This window comes from Pseudoxanthomonas daejeonensis, assembly GCF_010093205.1.
GTDB classification, from domain to species: domain Bacteria; phylum Pseudomonadota; class Gammaproteobacteria; order Xanthomonadales; family Xanthomonadaceae; genus Pseudoxanthomonas; species Pseudoxanthomonas daejeonensis.
Genome location: NZ_PDWN01000001.1, coordinates 172,325 through 193,443 on the forward strand (window position 1 = coordinate 172,325; position 21,119 = coordinate 193,443).

23 protein-coding genes are annotated in these 21,119 nt (G+C 69.1%); 5 read left to right on the forward strand and 18 right to left on the reverse strand.

Going from position 1 to position 21,119, the window contains the following annotated elements; genetic code table 11:
- Window positions 1-95 precede the first annotated feature (95 nt).
- Window positions 96-1,058: a LysR family transcriptional regulator gene (locus CSC65_RS00745; RefSeq protein ID WP_162408055.1), complete on the forward strand. Its 963-nt coding sequence runs from the start codon at window positions 96-98 to the stop codon at window positions 1,056-1,058.
- A 55-nt stretch (window positions 1,059-1,113) separates the two neighbouring features.
- On the opposite strand, the gene CSC65_RS00750 is transcribed toward CSC65_RS00745, so the two are convergent.
- The 13 genes from CSC65_RS00750 to CSC65_RS00810 all read right to left on the reverse strand — a co-directional run bounded on the left by CSC65_RS00750 (window position 1,114) and on the right by CSC65_RS00810 (window position 11,307).
- A complete protein-coding gene (locus CSC65_RS00750; protein ID WP_162408056.1) occupies window positions 1,114-1,275 on the reverse strand; it encodes a hypothetical protein in 162 nt (53 codons plus the stop codon).
- Window positions 1,276-1,389: 114 nt separating this feature from the next.
- A complete protein-coding gene (locus CSC65_RS00755; RefSeq protein ID WP_162408057.1) occupies window positions 1,390-1,761 on the reverse strand; it encodes a VOC family protein in 372 nt (123 codons plus the stop codon).
- Window positions 1,762-1,856: 95 nt separating this feature from the next.
- Window positions 1,857-2,606 (reverse strand): hypothetical protein, encoded by a 750-nt coding sequence (locus tag CSC65_RS00760; protein ID WP_162408058.1) that lies wholly within the window; start codon window positions 2,604-2,606, stop codon window positions 1,857-1,859.
- A 73-nt stretch (window positions 2,607-2,679) separates the two neighbouring features.
- Window positions 2,680-3,057: a VOC family protein gene (locus CSC65_RS00765; protein ID WP_162408059.1), complete on the reverse strand. Its 378-nt coding sequence runs from the start codon at window positions 3,055-3,057 to the stop codon at window positions 2,680-2,682.
- 71 nt (window positions 3,058-3,128) lie between these two features.
- Window positions 3,129-3,788 (reverse strand): ChrR family anti-sigma-E factor, encoded by a 660-nt coding sequence (locus CSC65_RS00770; protein ID WP_162408060.1) that lies wholly within the window; start codon window positions 3,786-3,788, stop codon window positions 3,129-3,131.
- Complete coding sequence (locus CSC65_RS00775) at window positions 3,785-4,417, reverse strand: sigma-70 family RNA polymerase sigma factor (RefSeq protein WP_238390217.1); 633 nt, start codon at window positions 4,415-4,417, stop codon at window positions 3,785-3,787. The genes CSC65_RS00770 and CSC65_RS00775 overlap by 4 nt, the downstream gene beginning before the upstream one ends.
- A 99-nt stretch (window positions 4,418-4,516) precedes the next feature.
- Complete coding sequence (locus tag CSC65_RS00780) at window positions 4,517-5,089, reverse strand: lipocalin family protein (protein ID WP_162408061.1); 573 nt, start codon at window positions 5,087-5,089, stop codon at window positions 4,517-4,519.
- A 10-nt stretch (window positions 5,090-5,099) separates the two neighbouring features.
- Entirely contained in the window at window positions 5,100-6,188 is a 1,089-nt protein-coding gene (locus CSC65_RS00785; protein ID WP_162408062.1) for an SAM-dependent methyltransferase, read from the reverse strand.
- Window positions 6,185-6,985 (reverse strand): DUF1295 domain-containing protein, encoded by an 801-nt coding sequence (locus tag CSC65_RS00790; protein WP_425501283.1) that lies wholly within the window; start codon window positions 6,983-6,985, stop codon window positions 6,185-6,187. Before CSC65_RS00790 ends, CSC65_RS00785 begins: the two co-directional genes overlap by 4 nt.
- Window positions 6,985-8,262 (reverse strand): SAM-dependent methyltransferase, encoded by a 1,278-nt coding sequence (locus tag CSC65_RS00795; protein WP_162408063.1) that lies wholly within the window; start codon window positions 8,260-8,262, stop codon window positions 6,985-6,987. The genes CSC65_RS00790 and CSC65_RS00795 overlap by 1 nt, the downstream gene beginning before the upstream one ends.
- Window positions 8,259-9,077: a DUF1365 domain-containing protein gene (locus CSC65_RS00800; RefSeq protein ID WP_425501284.1), complete on the reverse strand. Its 819-nt coding sequence runs from the start codon at window positions 9,075-9,077 to the stop codon at window positions 8,259-8,261. The genes CSC65_RS00795 and CSC65_RS00800 overlap by 4 nt, the downstream gene beginning before the upstream one ends.
- Window positions 9,074-10,342 (reverse strand): NAD(P)/FAD-dependent oxidoreductase, encoded by a 1,269-nt coding sequence (locus CSC65_RS00805; protein WP_162408064.1) that lies wholly within the window; start codon window positions 10,340-10,342, stop codon window positions 9,074-9,076. The genes CSC65_RS00800 and CSC65_RS00805 overlap by 4 nt, the downstream gene beginning before the upstream one ends.
- Window positions 10,339-11,307, reverse strand: a complete 969-nt coding sequence (locus tag CSC65_RS00810) for an acyl-CoA desaturase (protein ID WP_162408065.1) — start codon at window positions 11,305-11,307, stop codon at window positions 10,339-10,341. Before CSC65_RS00810 ends, CSC65_RS00805 begins: the two co-directional genes overlap by 4 nt.
- 260 nt (window positions 11,308-11,567) lie before the next feature.
- Between CSC65_RS00810 and CSC65_RS00815 the strand changes: the two genes are divergently transcribed.
- Together CSC65_RS00815 and CSC65_RS00820 are read left to right on the forward strand one after the other, a co-directional pair.
- Entirely contained in the window at window positions 11,568-12,053 is a 486-nt protein-coding gene (locus CSC65_RS00815; protein ID WP_425501290.1) for a fasciclin domain-containing protein, read from the forward strand.
- A 105-nt stretch (window positions 12,054-12,158) separates the two neighbouring features.
- Window positions 12,159-12,938: a hypothetical protein gene (locus CSC65_RS00820; RefSeq protein ID WP_162408067.1), complete on the forward strand. Its 780-nt coding sequence runs from the start codon at window positions 12,159-12,161 to the stop codon at window positions 12,936-12,938.
- Between the two features lie 48 nt (window positions 12,939-12,986).
- Here the strand turns inward: CSC65_RS00820 and CSC65_RS00825 are convergent, their stop codons facing one another.
- From CSC65_RS00825 to arfB, 4 genes are all read right to left on the reverse strand, one after another.
- Entirely contained in the window at window positions 12,987-14,114 is a 1,128-nt protein-coding gene (locus CSC65_RS00825; RefSeq protein ID WP_162408236.1) for a PQQ-dependent sugar dehydrogenase, read from the reverse strand.
- A gap of 94 nt (window positions 14,115-14,208) precedes the next feature.
- The gene (locus tag CSC65_RS00830; protein WP_162408068.1) at window positions 14,209-15,639 is read right to left on the reverse strand and encodes a cryptochrome/photolyase family protein; all 1,431 of its coding nucleotides are present in this window, start codon (window positions 15,637-15,639) and stop codon (window positions 14,209-14,211) included.
- 8 nt (window positions 15,640-15,647) lie between these two features.
- The gene (locus CSC65_RS00835; protein ID WP_162408069.1) at window positions 15,648-16,253 is read right to left on the reverse strand and encodes a lysophospholipid acyltransferase family protein; all 606 of its coding nucleotides are present in this window, start codon (window positions 16,251-16,253) and stop codon (window positions 15,648-15,650) included.
- Between the two features lie 3 nt (window positions 16,254-16,256).
- A complete protein-coding gene (gene arfB, locus CSC65_RS00840) occupies window positions 16,257-16,688 on the reverse strand; it encodes an alternative ribosome rescue aminoacyl-tRNA hydrolase ArfB (protein WP_162408070.1) in 432 nt (143 codons plus the stop codon).
- Between the two features lie 107 nt (window positions 16,689-16,795).
- Between arfB and CSC65_RS00845 the strand changes: the two genes are divergently transcribed.
- Window positions 16,796-17,311, forward strand: coding sequence for a DUF2059 domain-containing protein (locus CSC65_RS00845; protein ID WP_162408071.1), 516 nt, complete (start codon window positions 16,796-16,798; stop codon window positions 17,309-17,311).
- A 3-nt stretch (window positions 17,312-17,314) separates the two neighbouring features.
- Here the strand turns inward: CSC65_RS00845 and CSC65_RS00850 are convergent, their stop codons facing one another.
- Window positions 17,315-18,016 carry a pseudouridine synthase gene (locus tag CSC65_RS00850; RefSeq protein WP_162408072.1) on the reverse strand — a complete coding sequence of 234 codons (702 nt, stop codon included), beginning with the start codon at window positions 18,014-18,016 and terminating at the stop codon, window positions 17,315-17,317.
- A 128-nt stretch (window positions 18,017-18,144) separates the two neighbouring features.
- On the opposite strand from CSC65_RS00850, the gene CSC65_RS00855 reads away from it, so the two are divergent.
- Window positions 18,145-20,949 carry a M16 family metallopeptidase gene (locus tag CSC65_RS00855; RefSeq protein ID WP_162408073.1) on the forward strand — a complete coding sequence of 935 codons (2,805 nt, stop codon included), beginning with the start codon at window positions 18,145-18,147 and terminating at the stop codon, window positions 20,947-20,949.
- Window positions 20,950-21,119: the final 170 nt, after the last annotated feature.

The following is a 21,119-nucleotide window of genomic DNA, read 5'->3' on the forward strand; positions in this document are numbered from 1 at the left end:
TCGGGAGGCCACGCTGCGCTGCGGCAAATTATTTGACAAAGCAGTTTTGGCAATGTATTGCATAAGCACAATTAATATGCAGGCTTAACTGTTTTGTGCCCCCGACCGTAAGCCCCCGTTTTTCCTACAAATCTGATCGGCTGAAACCGCTAAGGGCGTTCTGCCAGACGGTCCGCCTGGGCTCGGTATCGCGGGCCGCGGACGCGCTTTTCGTCAGCCAGCCGGCCATCACCCTGCAGCTGCAGGCGCTGGAACGGGACCTGGGCGTGCCGCTGCTGGAGCGAAACGGCCGCCGCCTGGCCCCCACCCGGGAGGGCGAGGTGCTGTACGAAATGGCCCTGCCCCTGGTCGAGCAGCTGGACGGACTGGAGTCGGCGTTCCGCGACCGGGTCCGCGGGCTGGACGCCGGCGAGCTGAAGATCGCCGCCAACAGCTCGACGATCCTCTACCTGCTGCCGCAGATCGTGGAGGCCTTCCGTTCCCGGCACCCGGACGTGCACCTGTCCCTGCACAACGTGGTCACCAGCGAGGGCACCGACCTGCTGCGCGAGGACGCGGTGGAACTGGTGGTCGGCACCCTGCTCGACGTACCGGCCGACCTCAGCTACGAACCGGCCTACCGGTTCGAACAGCGACTGATCGCGCCGCCCGGCCATCCCTTGCTCAACAAGCCCCGGCTGGAGCTGCAGGACCTCGGCACGTACCCGTTGATCCTGCCGCCGAAGCGGCAGATCACCTGGCGGCTGGTCGACCTGGTGCTGCAGCAGAACCGCGTGCCCTACACGGTCGCGCTGGAAGTCAGTGGCTGGGACGTGATCAAGCAGTACGTGGCGATGGGCATGGGCGTGTCGATCGTGCCTTCGATCTGCCTGGGCGAGAACGATGGCGATCGCCTCGCCTCGCGCTCGCTGGCTGCGTTCTTCCCCTCGCGTGGCTACGGCGTGGTGGTGCGCAAGGGCCGCGTACTGTCGCCCCAGGCGCGCGCTTTCATTTCGCTGATCAAGCCCGACCTGATGGCACCGCGCGAGCACGACGAGTCCGGGCACTCGGAGCGGTAAGGGCGATTCCCCGGCGCTGGGGGCCGCTCGCACCCGTCGCGCCCCCGTGGCGAGATCAGGCCTTCCTGTCGGCATCCGGCGCAGGCTTCTTCTTCGGCGGTGCCGGCACCTCGCGCCCCTTCAGCTCCAGGCCGTAGTAGTGGTTGTATTCGTGCGTCCTGCGGCGCGATGCCACCGGCTTGCCGGTTGCCTTGTCCGTTTCGCGGCGGGTTGCCATGGGATCTCCTCTCCTGCGCCGTGCCTGTCGACCGGCGCGGTGCTGCGCCGATGCCAGGAGGAACGCCGGCTGTGGCGCCGACGGGCCAGCGCGACGAGCGTGGACGTCGTGCACTCAGGTCTGGGCCAGCATCAGCACGTAGCCGTCCGGATCCTCCAGCCGGAATTCGCCGCCGGGCATGTAGAACGGATACTGGATCTCGCCCGGCGCATGTCCCAGTGCCACCAGGGCTGCGCGCGCCTGGCGGATGTCGTCGTAATACAGGTAGAACAGGATGGCCTGCTGCGCGGCGTCGACGGGGCCCGACGCGAGCCCGACCATCAGTTCGGCGCGTCCGCTTTCCAGCCGTGCCCAGATCGGCGCCGACCGGCCCTGTGGAACGACCGTGTTCTCGACGGAAAAACCGAGGTCGGCATAGAAGCCGATGCTGCGCCCGACATCGGCAACGTGGGCGAATGCGACCAGCGAGCGGGTCTTTGCGGTCATGGTGCTTCCCGGGTGTCGGACAAGGGGCACGTCAAGGGTACGAGGCTCCCGCCGATCGCATCGCGCGTGCCAGCCCGGCGATACGGCCTGCCGCGTCAATCGGCGACCGGCGCGTCCACGCCCAGCAGCCACCGCGACAGCCGCAACCAGGGCGCACTGGTGATCGCCAGCAGTTCGATCGCGTGCACCACTACCATCGCCCCGCCGGCCCACAGGTACACCGGATGTACCCGGCGCATCGCGATCCAGTCGCGCGCGATGGCGACCACCAGCAGCGAATCGGCCACGATCGAGAAGGTCACGAACGGATGGGGCACGCCCGGGAACAGGTGGCGGAAACGCATCCACGCCGGAGCGAGCGCCGAGATGGTGGCCAGCAGCAACAGGCGCTTGTGGCTCTCGCCGTCGCGGCGCAGCACCACCGCTGCAGCGACCAGCCCGCCGAACAGGAGCATCTCGATCAGGATGTTCACGAACTGGCCGAGTGCGAAATCGCCGCCGCCCGCAGCCAGGTCGCGATGCGTGGCGAACAGCCCCACGCCGACCCCCGACGCCATGATCGCCACGCACATCGCCGCGCCGAACCAGCCCCACTGCCGGTGCCGCACCATGTGTCGCTGCCGCACGCGCCAGGCCTGGGCGATGAACAGCAGCAGCCAGCCGAATACCAGCACGCCATGCACGTGGACGATCGCCGGTGCATCGAAACTGCCACGCGCCATCGGAACGAAGTAGGTGCCCATGAAGCCGGTCAGGGCAACGGCCAGGAATACCGCGCCCATCGCCAGGAAGAACCGGCTTCGGGGCCTGGCCCCGGCATTCGTCCGCCCGCCGTTCTCATTCATGCCCACCCCCGCGTCGTCGCTTCGCGGACCAACGCGCTGGAAGCCCCGTACCGGCCACCGGCCTGCGGCGCCGCTAGCGGACTTCCTCCATCAGCCCGACCAGGTTGCCGTCGGGATCGCGCAGGAACGCGGTCCACAGCTCGTGGTCGGGCATGCGCGCGGCCAGTTGCGGGTCGCGTTCGCCGGTGGCGCCGCGCACGAGCATCGCCGCGTGGGCGGCGATGATGTCATCCACGCGGAAGTAGAGGATCGAATTTGCGCCCACCGCGCCCGAACCCTGCGGCGTGGTGAGCATGATCCGCACGCCGTCGGCGTCGAGGAAAGCCAGCTCCGGGCCGGCACGGAACAGGAATGGCAGGCCGAGCACGTCGCGGTAGAACCCGAGCGCCGCATCGACATCGGCGACGGTGATCGCGACCTGGCGGATGCCCTGTACCTGCTGCGATGCCATGCGCTTCTCCCAGCCCGGTCGACGTGCGTCGCCGACGATGGCCGCATCATGCACGGTCCGCGCCGGTGCTTCTACAGCTTGAACAGGGGCTGCAACAGGCGCGCCATCCAGCCCGAGAAGCGCAGCGGCGCGTCGGTGGCGGCGACGCAGATGCATGGCACGCCGGGTACGGTGACGGGCTGGTGCTCCACCTCCGAATCCAGGTCGGCGACGTCACCCGGTGCGAAGTGGCCGATCGCATCGCGATAGGCGCCTTGCAGGATCAGGGTGAGTTCGGTGCCGCCATGGGTGTGCATCGGCACGCTGCGGCCGGGCGCGGTGCGCAGCAGCATGAGGTGGCCTTCATCGACATGCGCTGCGCGCACGTAGTGGATGCCGGGGCCGAGCATGCGCCAGCGCAGGTCCGCGTAGCGTTGGCCGAAATAGGGTTGCAGCGTGCGCGGCAACTCGCCGGCGGCCACCTGCGCACGGGCGGGGCGGCGGCGCGGCGGCAGCGGCTTGCCCTGGGCCAGCACGCGCGAACGCAGCTGTTCACGGGCATCGTCGGGCAAGGGTGCACCCTCCTGCTGCACCAGCAGGTGCCCGCCGATGCGGTCGGCCAGCGCCAGCTGTTCGCGGCACTGCGCGCAGACATCGAGGTGGGCGATCACGACTGCGGCGAATGCCTCAGCAAGCGCACCCGCGGAGAACGCGAGCAGGGTCGGGGAATCGGGATGATGGTTCGGGTTCATGGCGCGGCCCCCAGTCCGGCCTTCAGCCGCGCGAACGCACGGCGCAGGGTGGATTTGACCGAGCCCAGCGGCATGCCGAGTTCGGCGGCGATCTCGCTGTGGCTGCGCGCCTCCAGGTAGGACATGCGGATCAGGCGCGCCTGCCCGGCGGGCAGCTCGCGGATCGCACGGTCCAGGCCGACATGGTCGGCATAGGCATCGGGTGACACGGCATCCTCGTCGCTGGCCCAGTCGTCGCCGGCTTCGGCGAACACGGTCTCCGTCTCGCGGCAGGCCTCGCGGCGGTGTGCGTCGATCTGCAGATTGCGGGCGATGCGGAACAGCCAGGTCGACAGGGTGGCCCGGGCCGGATCGAACGAGGCGGCGTTGCGCCACACGCGCAGCATCGCTTCCTGCACCAGGTCGTCGGCGTGCGCGCTGGAGACGCCATGGCCGAGCAGGTAGCGCTTGAGCCGGGGCGCGAAGTGGTCATGGATGCTGAGGAACGCATCCATGTCCTCGCGCGCGGCGACCGATCGCATCTGCTCGCCCCAGTAGCGGGTATCGTCCGGCATGGCGTTGGTCTGGCTGGACACGCGCTTGTGCGCCGCGAGCGGCGTTACTTTCCCGATGACTGGATCGGCTGGCATCTTAACCCTGGCGTGTCCATGCTTGGTTCCATGGGCTATACGCACCAGGCAGCCAACCGGATCCCGGTCGCCGATGCCAAGACGCGTGCGGCCACCGCCTCATCGCGGTGCCGGGCGCGGGGCCGCTTCGGGCCACTGCTGCGGAACCGTCCGCAGGCGCGAAATGTCGTAGCCCATGCCCTCTACCTCGGCCACCAGCTGGCGGTAGCGCGCCTCGGGCAGGGTGGGGGTGCGCGCCATGATCCAGACGTAGTCGCGCTTGTTGCGTGCCACGATGGTGTCCGAGTAGTCCGGCGCCAGCGAAGCGATGATGTACTCGGCCTTGACCGGCCATAGGAACCGCATGCCCCAGACGGCGTTGCCGGTGCCTTCGCGGACGAAACCGGTCGGGGTCATGGTTTCCAGCTCGCCGTCGAAACTGTCCTTGCGATAGCGGAACACGGTGTCGATGCGCCCGGCCGCGCCTTGCGAGTAGGTTTCCACCGCGTTGAACGCGCCGCGCTCGAACCGGGTGGGAATGGAGGCGATCACGTACCAGTCGCCCATGAACCGCTCCAGGTCCACGTGCGCGACCGGTTCGACCGGGCCGGCGTTGCCGCGATCCGCACACGCAGCCAGCACGCCGGCGATGGCCAGCGAAGAGACGATTCGGGCTACCCGGTGAACCTTCATGATCCGATCCTCAGCGCCGCGGCGCGAACAGGTAATGGGCGACCAGCCACTGCTGGCCGCCCTCGTAGCCGAACAGCTCGGCGCAGGACATCCAGAACATCCGCCAGCGCTGGAACCAGAGCCGTCCCTGCGCATCGCCACCGTAGGCCTGCGCCAGGACCGGGAGCAGCCGTTCGCGCTGGCGATCCTGGTTGTCGAGCCAGGCTTCGGCGGTTCGCTGGTAGTGGACGCCGTCCACCAGCCAGCGCCGCTCCAGCACCAGGTCGCCCTGCAGGTGCAAGAGGGTATCGGCGGCGGGCATCAGGCCGCCGGTGAAGAAATGGCGCCCCATCCAGTTGCCTTCGCCGCCGGTGTCGAACGGATACGCTGCGAGCCGGTGGGCGAAGATATGCACGAACAGCCGTCCACGCGGGCGCAGCCACCCGGCGATGCGCGCCATCAGGGCTTCGTGGTTGCGCACGTGCTCGAACATCTCCACCGACACGCAACGGTCGAACGACCCGGCAGGCAGGTCGAGCACGTTGACGTCGCAGGTGAGTACACGGACGTTGGCCAGCCCCTGCTCGCGGCAGCGCTCCTCGATCCAGGCCCGCTGCGAGTGCGAGTTGGACACCGCGGTGATGCGTGCACCCGGGTAGCGTTGCGCCATCCACAGGGTCAGCGAGCCCCAGCCGCAGCCGAGCTCGAGGATGTCCATGCCGTCTTCCAGCCCGGCCCGCACGCCGTATAGGCCCAGCATCGCTTCTTCCGCCTCGGCCAGGGTCGCGCCGGGCCGTTCGAACAGGCACGCCGAGTACTTCAGTCGCGGACCCAGGCACCGCTGGAAGAATGTCGCCGGCACCTCGTAGTGCTGCGCGTTGGCTGCTTCCGTGTGCACGGCCAGCGGCATGCGCCGCAACGCTTCCACCAGGCGCTGGTGGCGTGCCTGCTGCATCGCAGCGCCGCCGCCCATGCATTCCTGCAGTCGCTGCGCGCAGAGGCGACGGATGCCGAAGCGGATCGCGGCATCGGGCAGCAGGCCACGCTCGGCCAGCCCGAGCAGGCCGGTTTCCGGCGCGTCCTGGCGCAGGACGCCAGGCGTGGGCAGTACGGTGCTCATGTGTGGGGACTCCTGCGATCGACGTCGCGTGGAAACCAGGGGAACAGCATCGGGGTGCGTTTCTGGTAGCGCCGGTAGTCATCGCCGCGGGTGCGCAGTGCCTGCGCCTCGGACCAGGGGATGCCGCTGAGGTAGCGCAGGAACAGGTACATCAGCACCGGACCGACCCAGCTCAGCACATGCAGCGGCGAGCCGACCGAAAGAAGCACGTAGGCGAACCAGTGCAGCCATTCGAAGAAATAGTTCGGATGCCGCGACCAGCGCCACAGCCCGCGGTCGCAGGTTCGGCCGCGATTGGACGGATCGGCGCGGAACCGCGCGAGCTGCCGATCGGCCACCGCTTCGCCCGCGACACTGGCCAGCCAAACGGCCACGCCCAGCACGGTCCAGGCCGTGACGCGGCCCACCGGATTGGCCGCGACCGCCGCGAACGGCAGCGCGAAGAGCACGACCACCACTGCCTGGCCCAGGAAGAACACGAGGAACGGCAGGCCACGATCGCGCCAGTGCTCGCGAAGGTGGCGGTAGCGGCCGTCTTCCGGCTCGCCGAACACGCGCACCGCAAGATGCGCGGCCAGGCGCAGGGCCCAGCCTCCGGCCAGCACCGCCAGCAATACCCGCGGCAATGTCGCGCCGCTGCCGCCGGCCGCCAGCACGAGCGCCGCCAGTCCCATGCCGGCGGCCCACAGCACGTCGACGATGCCCGCGTTGCGACGCGCACGCTCCCATGCCCAGCCCGCCAGCATCAGTGCCACGACCATCGCGGCGATCACTCCCAGCAGCGCCGGCGTATCCATCAGCCAGCCTCCGCAGCGACCCAGCGATCGCCGTGCGCCGGACGCGCGCCGGGACGGGCCAGCAACAGGTGCGACACGCCGATCGAACGTTCGAGGAAGCCGCCCTCGCAATAGGCCAGGTAGAACTCCCACAGGCGCAGGAAGCGCTCCTCGTAGCCCAGCGCCTTCGCCTGCTCGCGCGCGCCCATGAAGCGCTCGCGCCAGGCCCGCAGCGTGCGCGCGTAGGACAGGCCGAAATCCTCCAGGTGCACCAGCTGCAGGTCGCTGGCCCGGGTCTTGGCGGCCAGCATCGCCTGCACCGAGGGAATGAAGCTGCCAGGGAACACATGGCGCTTGATGAAATCGACCGAGTGCAGCGCCTGCGCGTAGCGGTGGTCCTCGATGGTGATTGCCTGGACCAGGGCCAGGCCATCGCCGCACAGCAGCGAAGCCAGCTTGCCGAAGTACGTCTCCTGCCAGCGCGCACCGATCGCCTCGATCATCTCGATCGACACCAGCCTGTCGTACTGGCCTTCCAGGTCGCGGTAGTCGCGCAACAGCACCGTGACACGCTCCTGCAGGCCGGCCTGCTGCACGCGCGCGGATGCCAGGTCGAACTGCTCCTGCGAGATCGTGGTGGTGGTGACGTGGCAGCCGTGCCTGCGCGCGGCGTGCAGGGCGAACCCGCCCCAGCCGGTGCCGATCTCCACCACCCGCTGCCCGGGCTGCAGGTCCAGCTTGCGGCAGATCGCCTCGAGCTTGCGGGTCGAAGCCTGCTCCAGGGTGTCGTCTTCGGCCCACAGCGCCGACGAGTACATCAGGTCCGGCGACAGGAACAGGCTGAAGAAATCGTTGCCCAGGTCGTAGTGCGCGGCGATGTTGCGGCGTGCGCCGTCGCGGGTGTTTTCTCGGGCCGCGTGCCAGGCGCGCAGGGCGGCAGCACCCAGGCGCGCAGGGCCGGTTTCCATCGCATCGAGCAGGTCGCGGTTGCGGACCAGCAGTCGCACGAGTCCGACCAGGTCGTCGCAGCGCCACAGTCCATCGGCATACGCGGCACCTGCACCTACGCTGCCGTTGAACGCCAGCGCGCGGAAGAAGCGCGGATCGTCCACCGACAACCGCACCGCAGCGGCGCTTGCCTGGTCGCCCAGCCGCGCGTGGCCCCACCCGTCGTCGATCTCCAGCGCGCCATGCCGCAGTCCCGCCAGTCGCCGCAACAGGCGCTCGCGCAGCCAGCCGTCCAGCGCCAAGGGCCGCTCCGCAGCAGCGATGCGGGCTTGAAGGGACGTCTGGCTCATCGATGGGCTCCGCGATCGGTCGGGTCGGGCGCCGGCAGCCGCTCGACGGCATGCAGTCGCGGGTGGTCGTGGACGGGCGTGCGCTTGAGCCACAGGCGCAAGGCCTGCCAGTGGATCGCGCCCACCACCTGCGCGGTCATGAGCGGATAGCGCCACAGCATCCGCGCCAGCGCCGCGCCATCCAGCGCACGGCGGTGCAGGCGCAGGCTCGCGTCGAACTCCCGCGAGTCGCCCTCGCTGACCTGCATGTGCACGCGCAGGTCCTCGCCGGGCTCACTGAACTTCCAGTCGTAGCGACGCGCCATCGCCATGAACGGGGAGACATGGAAGGCCTTGTCGAAGCGCCAGCGCAACGAGGCTCCGCAGCGCTCGGCCGTCGCCACCGGCAACACGTAGGCATGGCGTTCGCGCCAGGGCGTGTTGGTGATCTCGGCGACTACCGCCTCCAGCGCGCCACCGGCGTCGGCGGCGGCATGGCAGTAATAGAAAGTGACCGGGTTGAACACGTAACCGGCATAGCGCGGGTGGCACAGCATGCGCACCGCGCCGGCCGGGCGCTTTCCACTCGCCCGCTCGACCTGGTCCAGCACCGCGTCGCGCAAGGGCCGCGTGGCGGGGGCAAGGTAATCGCTGCGTCGCCACTCGGCCAGGCTGCGGCCCCGTGCCGACCACAACCAGCGCCCGTCGAACACGTGGTCGACCTCGTCCAGGTCCAGGTACAGCTGGGCGATGCGGTAGCCGAAGGCGTGGACGCGCGGCTGGTGGCGGCGGTGCGCCACGCGGCCTTCGAATACCGCGCTGTGGAGCACGCTCATGCGACTGCCCCGAGTTGCCGCGCAGGATGGGCCTCGATCGCGGCCGCCACGTCCTCGCCACTGCGCATGCCGTCCTCGTGGAATCCCCAGCCCCAATAGGCGCCGGCGAACCATGTGCGGCGCACGCCCTGGATCTCGTTGAGTCGCGCGCGCGCGGCGACCGAACCGGTCGTGTACACCGGATGCGAGTACCGCATGCGTCGCAGGATCTTCGCAGGGTCGATGGCTTCGTCGCGGTTGAGGGTGACCACGAACGGCTCGCGCGACTCCAGTCCCTGCAGCAGGTTCATGCAGTAGCTCACCGTACATGGCGACTGCGCGTCGGCGGGCACGAAGGCGTTCCAGGCTGCCCAGGCCTTTCGATGGCGTGGCAGCAGGCGTGCATCGGTGTGCAGGACGACCTCGTTGTCCTGGTATTCGATGGCGCCCAGGATCGCGCGCTCGCGCGGGTGCAGGTCCTCGATCACGCGCATCGCCTGGTCGCTGTGGCAGGCCAGCACCACGTGGTCGAAGTCCTCCGGGCCGCCGGCATGATTGAGGCGCACCCTTCCCGGCTCGCGCATGAGCAGGTGGACCGGGCACGAGCGTCTTACCTGCACGCGACCGCGGAAGCGCTCCTGCAGGCGTTCGACATACGTGGCCGACCCGCCTTCCACCACGCGCCATGCCGGGCGCCCGGCGACCTGCAGCATCTGGTGGTTGGCCATGAAGGCGACCAGGTACTGCGCGGGGAATTCCATGATCCGCGACGGTGGCGCCGACCACAGCGCCGATGCCATCGGCACCAGGTGGTCGTCGCGGAACGCGGCGCCATAGCCGTGCTGCTCCAGATAGCCGCCCAGGGTCGGTCCCGGGCCCGGCTCGCGAAGCAAGTCCGGCGCCTGCCGGTAGAACCGCAGCAGGTCGGCGAGCATTCCCAGGAAGCGCGGCGAGGCCAGGTTGCGGCGCTGGCAGAACAGCGCATCGAGCGAGGTCGCGTTGTATTCCAGCCCGTCCTCGCGCTGCACCGAGAATCCCATCGTGGTCGGCCGGGTCGCCACGCCCAGCTCGTCGAAGAGCGCCGACAGCCGCGGGTAGTGCTCGGTGTTGTGGACGATGAAGCCGGTATCGACGCGATAGCTGCGGCCGTCCTGTTCGACGTCGTGCGTGTGGGTGTGGCCACCCAGGCGATCGTCGGCCTCGAACAGGACCACCTCGTGGCGACGCGAAAGCCGCCACGCCGCCGCCAGCCCGGCGATGCCCGAACCGACCACGGCGACCCTCACGGCCGCACCGCCTTGTCCATCACCCAGGCCGGCACCGGCCGCAGGTCCCATACCAGGCCCAGCGCCTGCATCACCCGCAGCCCGTACCAGGTCGGATCGAACTCGTACCAGCGAAAGCCCTGCCGCACCGATCCCGGATAGAAGTGGTGGTTGTTGTGCCAGCCCTCGCCCAGGGTGAGCGCAGCCAGCCAGGCGTTGTTGCGGCTGTTGTCGCGGGTGGCGAAGCGGCGCCGGCCGAAGCGGTGGGCCAGCGAATTGATGGTCACGGTGGCGTGGAACAAGGCCACGGTCGACACGAAGAAGCCCCACACCAGCATCTGCGGACCATTCGTGGCCAGCTCCGGTGCGACCCGCTGCAGCAATGCACCCAGTCCGTAGAGCGCCACCGCCAGAAGCAACGGGACCACCGCGTCATGGCGGTCGAGCCAGCGTAGTTCCGGGTAGCGCACCAGGTCCTGGACGCGCCGCCGGTCGGTGGCGAACGCTTCTTCGGTCAGGAACCAGCCGACATGGCTCCAGAAGAATCCGCGCCGTGCGGGCGAATGCGGATCCCGTGCGGTATCGGCATGGCGATGGTGGTGGCGATGGTGCGCGGCCCACCACAGCGGGCCTCGCTGCGCGCTGGAAGCACCGATCGTCGCGAACAGTGCCTGCACCACGCGCGACGTCCGGAACGCGCGGTGCGAGAAATAGCGATGGTAGAACGCGGTGATCGCGAACATCCTGAGCAGGTAGAGCGAAGCGGCAACGACCACCGCGACCGGCGAAGCGCCGGTCCACAGCATGCCCAGGCAACCGGCGTGCAGTGCCAGGAACGGCGCCGCGCGCACCCAGTCGATCCGGTGGCCCACCAGGCCTTCGCCCTCGCCGCGCACGGTGCCACCGCCCAGCCAGCGACCCAGGCGCGGCCACGGGGACGCTCGCGCCGCGGAGGGCTGGATCGCGGTCGGAGGAACATCCTGCATGGTTGGCCTTGGACGCGGGATCGTTGGGAATCTCCCCGGTATACGCAGCAGCGGGGCGAATGGATCCCTTCGCGTGGATGCCTGAACGCGTCAAGGGATGTGCAGCGTCCGTGATGAATCCGATGCATCGCGACGGGCGTAAAAGCCTGCGCTGCGCCATGCAGCCCGACGTTTCCCTTCTCCGAACTGCACGAGGCATCCCAATGAAGCGCCACCGCATCGCACTCGCTCTTTCGTTCGCCCTGCTCGCTCCTGTTGCCATGCCCGCGCTGGCCGGCAACGCCGCCACCCAGGCCTCGCCACGCGCCGACGTCGTCGACCTGGCCATCGGCTCAACCGACCACACCACCCTGGTGGCCGCGGTCAAGGCGGCGGGCCTTGTCGACACGCTCAAGGGCGCCGGACCGTTCACCGTGTTCGCCCCGACCAATGCGGCGTTCGACACACTGCCCGCCGGCACCGTGGACACGCTGCTCAAGCCCGCCAACGAGGCCAGGCTTGCCGCGGTCCTGACCTACCACGTAGTGGCCGGCAAGGTGGACGCCGCGACCCTGCTCGGCCAGATCAAGGCCGGTGGCGGCAAGGCCGCGCTCAAGACGGTACAGGGTGAATCGCTGGTCGCGCGCCTGGACGGCGACCGCGTGCAGCTGACCGATGCCAAGGGAAATACCTCGCACGTCACTACTGCCGACCTGCGCGGCAGCAACGGTGTCGTCCACGTCATCGACGGCGTGCTGATGCCCTGACCGCAGGCGGATGCCGGTGCGGGCGGCGGCTTTCGCAGTCCGCGCACGGCCCGTCGCTCGACCGCACAACCACCCAATCACCTATCCCTTCATGAGATCACTGCCATGAACAGACTGCTGCTCTCCGCTGCACTGTGCACGCTGGCCGGACCCGCGCTGGCCGGACCGGCCGAAGGTCGTTTTTCCATGTCCCTGCTGGGTGGCATCGACACGCCGGTCAGCGGCGACGTGCACACCGGCGCCATCTCGGACATTCCGGACCTGGGTCCGCTGAACCCGGCACTTGCCGGCGTCGGTGCCCAGCTTCGGATCGAGTCGCGCGGACACGATCGGGTCTATGGCGCGGCCAGTTCGTACGGCCTGGAGTTCGCGTACGGCTTCGACGACCGCTCGGAAATCTTCGGCCAGCTGCGACAGGCCAACGCGGGCGCCGGCCGCGTCCGCGTAGGCGGCGCCTACGTACCTGCGCTCGCCACCGAGCTTTCGGTGTTCGGAACCTTCAGCCGCTATGAAGCGTACACGGCCGAAGTCGGCTATCGCCGCTACTTCGGCGAAAGCGGCTGGGCACGACCGTTCCTGGCCGGACGCATCGGCGGCACCGAGACCGATGCCATCCGGGCCACGTTCGAGATCCCCGATGCAAACATCGTCATCCCCGACGCGCCGTTCTTCGACAAGGACTGGGCGCTCAGCGCGGGGCTGGAGGCTGGCGTCATCATCCCGGTGGGCGGGCGTTTCAGCATGACCGTGAGCGGCGGCGTGCAGTACGTGGGCGACCTGTCCGGTGATGATTCGGCGATCGGCGGTCTGGGGCTGGCATCGATCAACGACACCGGCAGCCGGGTTTCCGTACCCGTGTCGATCAGCGGCCGCTGGGATTTCTGAGAAACCCCGGTGCAGGCTCCACTCGGAGCCTGCACCGGCACAGGTGCATCAGCGCGCTTGCGGATCCAGGCGGAACAGCCGGCCTTGCGCGCCCTTGTCGCCGTCTTCCAGCAGCCAGATCGTGCCATCAGGGCCCTGCTCGACTTCGCGGATGCGGGTACCCATGTCGAAACGTTCGGCCTCGCGCGCGCGCTCACCGTCGAAAGACACCCGCACCAGGCTCTGCGAGGACAGGCCGCCGATCAGGCCGCTGCCTTTCCAGCCCGGATAGCGGTCGCCGCTGTAGATGACGAAGCCGGCCGGCGAGATCACCGGCGTCCAGGTGATCACCGGTGCGCGGTATTGCGGCTGGGTGTCGTGGTCGGGAATCGGGCGGCCGTCGTAATGATCGCCGTTGGAGACGATCGGATAGCCGTAGTTGGCGCCCTTCTCGACCAGGTTAAGTTCGTCGCCGCCCTTGGGGCCCATCTCGTGCACCCACAGCCGGCCGTCGCCGTCGAAGGCGATGCCGAGCATGTTGCGATGGCCGAGCGACCAGACCTGCGCGGCGACATCGCCCTGGCCGGCGAAAGGATTGCCCTCGGGCAGGCTGCCATCGTCGCGCAGGCGCACGATCTTGCCGAGGTTGGAGGCCATGTCCTGCGCCGGATCGAACTTCTGCCGTTCGCTGGAGGTGATCCACAGCAGCCCGTCGCCACCGAAGGCGATGCGATGGCCGTAATGGCCGTTGCCCGTGACCTTGGGCACCTGCCGCCAGATCACCTGCAGGTCTTCCAGTTCGTTGTCTTCGAGGTCGAGCCTGGCGCGCGCGACCGCAGCGCCGGAGGTATTGCCTTCACCGGTCTCGGCATAGCTGAGGTAGACCCAGCCGTTCTGCGCGAACTGCGGATGCAGCACCACGTCGCCGAAGCCGCCCTGGCCGGCATGCACCACGTCCGGCACGCGCTCGATGCGGGTGCGCTTGCCGCTGGTGACATCCTGCAACCACAGGCGACCGGCCTTCTCGGTGACCAGCAGGCGGCCGTCGGGCAGGAACGTCATCGCCCAAGGCTCGTCGAAGCGACCCGCCTCCACGGCATTGAAGGGCTTTGCGGCGGTGCCGGGCGATTGCGCGCCGGCGCTGCTGCAGGCTACGGCAAGCGCGGCGGCAAGCAGGAGGGTGGAATGGAAGCGCATGCGATACACCTCGCTGGAAGGGATCATCCGATCCTACCCGTGGCGCGTCACGTGGCCGTGACGCCGCTGCGAACGCCGTCGGTGCGGGCCGCTGTCAGCGCGTGCGCTTGAGCGCGGCGAATGCTTCCAGCGCCGCCTGCCTGCCCTCGGCAAGATCGACCTGCGGCATGCGCGGATAGCCCGGCGCGTGCCGCCGCAGGAGGTCCGGCTGCTCCCAGGGCGCGAACCGCGCGGGCAACGGCAACGCCGCCAGCTCCGGCACCCAGCGTGCGACGTACGCGCCGTCCGGATCGAACTTGCGCGCCTGGGTCACCGGATTGAACACGCGGAAGTAGGGGGCGGCATCGGCACCGGTGCCGGCGGTCCATTGCCAGCCCTGCGTATTGTTGGCGAGGTCCGCGTCGACCAGCGTGTCCCAGAACCAGCGCGCGCCGTGTTGCCAGTGCACGCGCAGGTGCTTGGTCAGCCAGCTGGCCACGATCATGCGCACGCGGTTGTGCATCCAGCCGGTGTGCCAGAGCTCGCGCATGCCCGCATCCACGATCGGTACGCCGGTACGGCCGTGGCGCCAGGCGTCGAGCCGGGCCTGCAGCGGCCGGGCCCAGCGGAAGTCCTCGAAGCGTGGGTCCAGGTCGCGCTCGGGCACGTGCGGGAAGTGGTGCATGACGTGGTGCGCGAATTCACGCCAGCCCAGTTCGGCGAGGAAGCGGTCGCGGTCGGCGGGCGCGACGCCGTCGCCTGCATCGATGATCGACGCGGCCACGCGCTGCACCGATATCTCGCCGAAGTGCAGGTGCGGGGACAGGCGCGAGGTGCCCGCCTCGGCGGCCATGTCGCGGGCCGCCGCGTAGCCGTCGAGCGATGCGCCGAGAAAGCGCGCCAGCGCCTCGCGCGCGCCCGCTTCGCCCGCATTGAAGCGTTTCCAGAAGCCCGTGTCCCACGCCGGAACCGGCGCCGGCAGCGCATGATCCATCGACACGTCATGCGGTGCCTCGATGGCATCGGGCGAAGGCAGTTGCGCCGGCGCATCCCAGGTTTCCGGCACCCGCCACTGCGCGCGCGCCGAACGCCAGAACGGGGTGAACACGCGATAGGGATCGCCCTGCTTGGTGGCCAGTTCCCAGGGCTCGAACAACAGCGAGCCGTTGAAGCTCTCCGCGTGCAGGCCTGCCTGCCGCAGGCTGCGCTTGATTCTTGCATCGCGCTGTTCGATCGCCGGCTCGTAGCGGCGCGTCCACAGCACCGCCTCTGCGCCGGTGAGCGCGGCCAGCGCCTGCAGCGTGCCCAGGCTCGGGCCATGCAGCACCAGCAGGCGCGAACCGCGCCGCTCGAGCTCGGCCGACAGTGCAGCCAGCGAACGGCGACGCCACGCATCGGACGCCGCACCGGGAGCCCAGCCACCTTCTTCGTCGGGTGCGTGGATGTAGACCGGGATCGGCAACCAGCCGCGCTCGAGCGCCGCGCGCAGGGCGGGCTGGTCGTCCAGGCGCAGGTCGTCGCGGAACCAGACCAGGGCAGCTCCCATGCGCGCTCCTAGCCGGTGCCGCGGTTCTTGCCCCGCCAGGGGCGATACCACGCGCGGATCGCGGCCATGTCGGCGGCCAGGTCGCCGGTGGTGTGGAACAGCGGACCGAGGCCGATGACCTTGTCCGGATAGTGGAAATAGGCCATCAGGATCGGCACCTCGGCGCCGTGGGCGATCTTGAGGAAGCCGGACTTCCACTGCTCGACCGGCTTGCGCGTGCCTTCTGGCGCGAGCGCGAACCACAGCCTGGGCGACTCCCGGATCAGGTCGACGCTCTGTCCGACCACGCCTTGGGGCTTGCTGCGGTCCAGCGGGATCACGCCCAGCCGGCGCAACACCAGCGACAACGGCCACCAGAACAGCGAATCCTTGCCGAGGATGCGCGCATCGAAACCCATCGCCATCTTCGCCGCCAGGCCCAGGATGCCGTCCCAGTTGGAGGAATGCGGCGCGGCGATCAGGACCAGCTTCGGAATGTCCGGGAGGGTTCCCACGACGCGCCAGCCGGCGAGCCTGAGGATGCTGCGGCCAAGCCAGCGCGAGAAGCGGCGTGCAGGCGGCACCTGCGGCATGTTCGGCGGAAGCGCAGGCAACAGTGGCTCGTGGACGGCCATGGGTCAGTCCCAGCTGCTGGTGCCGCGGCCGCGCTTGATCTCGCTGCGCTCGCGCTTGCCCTGCAGTCGACGCTGCTTCGATGCGCGGGTCGGCTTGGTCTCGATCCGCCGCTTGGGCACCGACAGGCCGGCAACGACGAACGCGGCGAGCCGCTCGCGTGCGTCCTGGCGGTTGCGGTCCTGGGTGCGGAAGCGCTGCGCGTCTATCACCAGCACGCCGGCGTCGGTCACGCGTCGATCGCGCCGGGCCAGCAGCCGCGCACGCAGGGGCTCGGGCAGCGAGGGCGAGCCGGCGATGTCGAAGCGCAACTCGACCGCCGTGGACACCTTGTTGACGTTCTGCCCGCCGGCGCCGCTGGCACGCACGAAACGCTCGACGATCTCGGCATCGGGGATCGCCAGGGTGGGGCTGATGACCAGGTCGTCGGCGGGCATGGGCCGGAATTCTAAGCGAACAGCCGAGGCGCCGGGCGTGAGGGATGCGCAGGTTTTCCTGCCCGCGCGATAGGATCTCCAGCACCCCGCCAACCGGAGCCCGACCCATGCTGATTGTCCGCGGCCTCGCCGCATTTCTGGCGCTTTCCGCCCTGGCCCTGCCGGCCGCGGCCGCAGCGCCGGACGATGCACGCCTGCAGCGCCTGTTCGAGCTGACCAACGTCGAACAGGACTACGCCCGCGTCCTGGGCCAGATGGAGGCCATGCAGCGTGACCTGATCCAGGGCGCCCTGCCCGCCGATACCGCGCCCGAGCGGCGTGCGCAGCTGCAGCAGTTCTTCGAGGAACAGCAGGCGGAGATGCGCCAGATCCTTGCCTGGGAAAAGATGCTTCCGCTTTACCTGGAGGTCTATCGCCAGACCTACGACGTACAGGACATCGAGGCGATGATCGCCTTCTACGAAACGGCTGCCGGGCAACGCATGATCGAACGCCAGCCGGCACTGTTGCAGAACCTGATGAGCGCGATCGTCCGGGTCATGGAGCCCGAGATGGCCGGGCTCCGCGAACGGACCGAAAGCCGGGTGGAAAAGATGCATGCATCCGGCGAGCCGGCCCGTTGATGTTCACGAAAGTTCCGGCACGCGCCAGCCGAAAAGATCCATTGCCCTGACGAATTCACCCTGCGGCGGCGCTTGGACGTTCAAGATTTCGCCGCTGCGCGGGTGCGGGAATCCCAGTCGCCATGCATGCAGCAGCATCCGGTGCACGCCACGCATGCGGAACTCGCGGTTGTGGCGGCCGTCGCCGTGGCTGGTGTCGCCGACCAGGTGGTGCGAGGCGTGCTTGAGGTGGCGGCGGATCTGGCGGAAGCGGCCGGTCAGCAGCTCGCATTCCAGCAGCGCATAGCGCGAACTGTCGAAGCCACCCGACGGCACGGGCAGTTCGCCGGTGGCCAGGCGGCGGAACCGGGTGACCGCCGGCTTCTTCTGCGGCTTGCCCGGGCCGCCATCGAGTGCATGGTCGATCGTGAACGCCTCGTCCGGCCAACCGCGGCACACCGCGAGATAGCGCTTGTCGAGCTGCTGCGCCATCACCGCCTTGCCCAGCGCCGAGGCGCTGTCGCGGTCGAACGCCAGCAACAGGCAACCACTGGTCGCGCGATCCAGCCGGTGCACCAGGTGGATCGACCGCCCGAACTGCGCGCGCAGGCGATCGGCTGCGAAGTCGGTCTCGTCGGCGGCCAGTGCGCTGTCGTGCACCATCAGCCCGGCCGGCTTGTCGACCACCGCCAGCCATTCGTCTTCGTACACCACCGGCAACTGCATCGATTCCTACCCTTTTGCGTGCGTAAACCCTACCGGGTTGCGAAACCTGCGGCGCAGCGGTCCGGGATGACATCTGCGACACTCGCCGGGCCGGCAACCCGCCCGGCCCTCTTCGTTGGAGACCACGGATGATCCCCGGCAAGTCCATTCTCGCATTCGCCCTCGTCGTAGCCCTTGCGCTGCCCGGCCCCGTGCCGGCCGCCCCGGCGCAGGCACCCGCACTGCCCAAGGGCGTCGTCGCCGGGCCGAGCATCGAAGGCATCAGCGAGTTCACCCTGGCCAACGGCCTGCGCGTGCTGCTGTTCCCCGACCCGACCAAGCCGACCGTCACCGTCAACCTCACCTATGGCGTGGGATCGGTGCACGAGAACTACGGCCAGACCGGCATGGCGCACCTGCTCGAGCACCTGCTGTTCAAGGGCACGCCGAGCCATGACGATATCAGCGGCGAGATGAAGCGCCGCGGCATCGCCTTCAACGCCACCACTTCGCTGGACCGCACCAACTATTTCGCCTCGTTCCCGGCCAACGCACAGACCCTGGACTGGGTGCTGGGCATGGAGGCCGACCGCATGCTCGCCTCGCGCGTGGCACGGAGCGACCTGGACAGCGAAATGACCGTGGTCCGCAACGAGCTGGAAGCCGGCGAGAACAATCCGATCGGCGTGCTGATGCAGCGCCTGCGCTCGACCGCCTACCTCTGGCACAACTACGGCCACTCCACCATCGGCGCGCGCTCGGACGTGGAAGGCCTGCAGATCGAGCAGCTGCAGGCGTTCTACCGGACCTGGTACCGGCCGGACAACGCCACCCTGGTGATCGCCGGGCGCATCGACCCTGACCAGACCCTGGCCAAGGTGCAGGCCGCATTCGGCCCGCTGAAGAACCCGAAGACGCCGCTGCCGCACGCGCCCACGCTCGAACCGGCGCAGGATGGCGAGCGCGAGGTCACCGTGCGCCGGGTCGGCGACCTCAACCTCGTCGCCGCCGCGTACCACATCCCCGCCCGCACCCACGCCGACAACGCGGCCCTGGCCGTGCTGGCCAACGTGCTCGGCCACACCCCGGGCGGCCGCATGCACCGGGCGCTGGTCGAGACGCGCATTGCCGCTGCCTCCGGCGCCAGCGCCGAAGGGCTTGCCAATGCGGGCATGTTCACCGCCGTCGCGGTGCAGCCGCGCAACGGCGATGCACGGAAGATGGAAGAGGTGATGCTCGCCCAGGTCGAGCAGGTGGCCGGCCAGCCGGTGACCGCCGAGGAAGTGACGCAGGCGCAGCAGCGCATCGCCAATTCCTACGACCTGTACTTCACCGACGTCAACGCGGTCGGCATGGGCCTGTCGGAGTTCGTCTCCGCCGGCGACTGGCGCCTGCTGTTCACCAGCCGCGACGCGGTGGCCAAGGTCACCGCGGAAGACGTCAACCGTGTCGCCGCCCAGTACCTGCGTTCGGGCAACCGCACCCTGGGTCGCTTCGTGCCGACCGACGCGCCCGACCGCGTCGAAGTACCGGCCGCACCGGCCGCCGCCAGCGTGGTCGCGGGGTACACCGGGCGCGCGGCGGTCGACGCAGGCGAGCATTTCGAGCCGACGCCGGCCAACATCGAGGCGCGCACCGAGCGTTTCATTCTCGGCGACAGCCTCAAGGTCGCGCTGCTGCCCAAGCGCACCCGCGGCGGCACGGTCGTGGTGAGCGGCAACTTCCGCTTCGGCGACGTCGCTTCACTGACCGGGCGCGATACGGCCGCCGACTTCACCGGCGCGATGCTGATGCGCGGAGCCAAGCAGTTGAGCCGCGTGCAGATCGACCAGAAGCTTGAAGCGCTGCAGACCAAGGGTGGTGTCGGCGGCAGTCTCCAGGGCGGCAGCCTGTCCTTGCTCAGCCGGCGGGCGCAGCTGCCCGAAGCGCTTGCGCTGATGGCCACGCTGTTGCGCGAGCCGACCTTCCCGCAGGACGAGTTCGAACAGCTCAAGTTGCAGGCGATCACCGGCCTGGAGGCTTCGCGCAGGGAACCGGGCAGCATCGCCGGCCAGGCGCTTGCCCTGCACTTCGACCCGTGGCCCGCCGGCCATCCCCTCCACACCGAGACGCTGGACGAATCCCTGGCCCGGCTGCGCTCGCTGACGCGCGAGGACCTGGTCGCTTTCCACCGCGACTTCTACGGCACCGCGCAAGGCGAGATCGCCATCGTCGGCGACTTCGACGCCGAAGCGGTGAAGAAGCAGCTGGAGACGCTGTTCGCCGGCTGGAAGACCGCTCACGCCTACGCGCCCATCAGCACGAGCTACACCGCCGTGGCCGCGGTCGACGAGCGCCTGCCCGCGCCGGACAAGCCCAATGCGGTGCTCATGGCCCGCCACAACGTGGCCCTGCGCGTGACCGACGCCGACTATCCTGCCCTGATCGTAGCCAACCGCATCTTCGGCGGTGGCGCGCTGAAATCGCGCCTGGGCGACCGCATCCGGCAGAAGGAAGGCCTGAGCTACGGAGTATCCAGCACGATCGGCGCCGACGACAGTCTCGCCGGCAAGGACGATGCCGGCAGCTTCTCGATCCAGGCCATCGCCGCCCCGCAGAACATGGACAAGGTCGAAGCGGCCGTGCGCGAGGAACTGCAGAAGCTGATCGCCAGCGGCATCACCTCCGAGGAGCTGCGTGATGCGGTATCGGGCCTGTTGACCGAGCGCGAGCAGGGTCGTGCCAACGACGGCCAGGTCGTCGGCATGCTGCAGGACCAGCTGTATTTCGGCCGCACCATGCAGTTCACCGCGGACCTGGACGAGAAGTACCGCGCGCTGACGCTGGACCAGGTCAATGCCGCGATCCGCAAGCACCTGGATCCGGCGAAGCTGAGCGTGTTCGCCGCCGGCGACTTCGCCGCGGCGGCGAAAGCCGCATCGGCCGACGCGGGTGCCGGCCCCGCAGGCCGGTAAGGCAATCCACGATAGCGCTGGTGGACGGGCGGCCGGCGAGGGTCGCCCGTTTCTTCTGCGCAACATCGCGCGATGCAAGCCGCGGCGCGCTGGCGGTCACCGGCTTGTGTCGTTGCATTCCTGCCCGCGGATCCGCTCTTCTGCGTCACGGGCCCGGGGCATGGCTGCGT

Excerpts from the sequence above, each read along its gene's own strand:
- CSC65_RS00750 (WP_162408056.1), bottom strand. The coding sequence starts at position 1,275 with ATGGCAACCCGCCGCGAAACGGACAAGGCAACCGGCAAGCCGGTGGCA.
- CSC65_RS00755 (WP_162408057.1), bottom strand. The coding sequence starts at position 1,761 with ATGACCGCAAAGACCCGCTCGCTGGTCGCATTCGCCCACGTTGCCGAT.
- CSC65_RS00760 (WP_162408058.1), bottom strand. The coding sequence starts at position 2,606 with ATGAATGAGAACGGCGGGCGGACGAATGCCGGGGCCAGGCCCCGAAGC.
- CSC65_RS00765 (WP_162408059.1), bottom strand. The coding sequence starts at position 3,057 with ATGGCATCGCAGCAGGTACAGGGCATCCGCCAGGTCGCGATCACCGTC.
- CSC65_RS00770 (WP_162408060.1), bottom strand. The coding sequence starts at position 3,788 with ATGAACCCGAACCATCATCCCGATTCCCCGACCCTGCTCGCGTTCTCC.
- CSC65_RS00775 (WP_238390217.1), bottom strand. The coding sequence starts at position 4,417 with ATGCCAGCCGATCCAGTCATCGGGAAAGTAACGCCGCTCGCGGCGCAC.
- CSC65_RS00780 (WP_162408061.1), bottom strand. The coding sequence starts at position 5,089 with ATGAAGGTTCACCGGGTAGCCCGAATCGTCTCTTCGCTGGCCATCGCC.
- CSC65_RS00785 (WP_162408062.1), bottom strand. The coding sequence starts at position 6,188 with ATGAGCACCGTACTGCCCACGCCTGGCGTCCTGCGCCAGGACGCGCCG.
- CSC65_RS00790 (WP_425501283.1), bottom strand. The coding sequence starts at position 6,985 with ATGGATACGCCGGCGCTGCTGGGAGTGATCGCCGCGATGGTCGTGGCA.
- CSC65_RS00795 (WP_162408063.1), bottom strand. The coding sequence starts at position 8,262 with ATGAGCCAGACGTCCCTTCAAGCCCGCATCGCTGCTGCGGAGCGGCCC.
- CSC65_RS00800 (WP_425501284.1), bottom strand. The coding sequence starts at position 9,077 with ATGAGCGTGCTCCACAGCGCGGTATTCGAAGGCCGCGTGGCGCACCGC.
- CSC65_RS00810 (WP_162408065.1), bottom strand. The coding sequence starts at position 11,307 with ATGCAGGATGTTCCTCCGACCGCGATCCAGCCCTCCGCGGCGCGAGCG.
- CSC65_RS00815 (WP_425501290.1), top strand. The coding sequence starts at position 11,568 with ATGCCCGCGCTGGCCGGCAACGCCGCCACCCAGGCCTCGCCACGCGCC.
- CSC65_RS00820 (WP_162408067.1), top strand. The coding sequence starts at position 12,159 with ATGAACAGACTGCTGCTCTCCGCTGCACTGTGCACGCTGGCCGGACCC.
- CSC65_RS00825 (WP_162408236.1), bottom strand. The coding sequence starts at position 14,114 with ATGCGCTTCCATTCCACCCTCCTGCTTGCCGCCGCGCTTGCCGTAGCC.
- CSC65_RS00830 (WP_162408068.1), bottom strand. The coding sequence starts at position 15,639 with ATGGGAGCTGCCCTGGTCTGGTTCCGCGACGACCTGCGCCTGGACGAC.
- CSC65_RS00835 (WP_162408069.1), bottom strand. The coding sequence starts at position 16,253 with ATGGCCGTCCACGAGCCACTGTTGCCTGCGCTTCCGCCGAACATGCCG.
- arfB (WP_162408070.1), bottom strand. The coding sequence starts at position 16,688 with ATGCCCGCCGACGACCTGGTCATCAGCCCCACCCTGGCGATCCCCGAT.
- CSC65_RS00845 (WP_162408071.1), top strand. The coding sequence starts at position 16,796 with ATGCTGATTGTCCGCGGCCTCGCCGCATTTCTGGCGCTTTCCGCCCTG.
- CSC65_RS00850 (WP_162408072.1), bottom strand. The coding sequence starts at position 18,016 with ATGCAGTTGCCGGTGGTGTACGAAGACGAATGGCTGGCGGTGGTCGAC.
- CSC65_RS00855 (WP_162408073.1), top strand. The coding sequence starts at position 18,145 with ATGATCCCCGGCAAGTCCATTCTCGCATTCGCCCTCGTCGTAGCCCTT.